The organism is Streptomyces glaucescens, assembly GCF_002154375.1.
Taxonomy (GTDB): Bacteria; Actinomycetota; Actinomycetes; order Streptomycetales; family Streptomycetaceae; genus Streptomyces; species Streptomyces glaucescens.
In genome coordinates, this window is the sequence record NZ_MUND01000842.1 from 1 (window position 1) to 395 (window position 395).

General features: G+C 74.9%; 1 protein-coding gene. It reads left to right on the forward strand.

What is annotated here, in order from left to right; genetic code table 11:
- On the forward strand, positions 1-395 hold a 395-nt coding region (locus CCN42_RS38135), incomplete at both ends, for a hypothetical protein (protein WP_086741820.1).

Below are 395 nucleotides of genomic sequence, written 5' to 3' on the forward strand. Positions count from 1 at the left end.
CCGACGAACTGCTGCGGACCGGCGATCTCATGCCGCCGACGTCGTTCGAGTTCCGGGCGGGCCGGGACGCGCTGGCGCTCACCATCTTCCTTTCCGACACCGACGGCGAGCTGCCCGGCACCCGGGTCGTCTCCCAGCTGGACACCTGGCTGTCCCTGACGGCGTACGACCAGCCCTGGCAGGACTGGGTGCGCGAGCGCATGGCGCAGGTCGCGGCGGAGGCCGCCGAGCAGGGCGGGCCCGCGCCGGACCTGGAGCTGGCGGAGGCGGCCTGGCGCTGGCTGGAGGAGACCGAGCTGCTCGCGCCCGACCTGAACGCGGTGCCGGGCGGCGGGCCGGTGATCGGCGAGGACGACGGGCCGAAGGTCTGGACCCCGGCCTGGCAACTGGGCCTC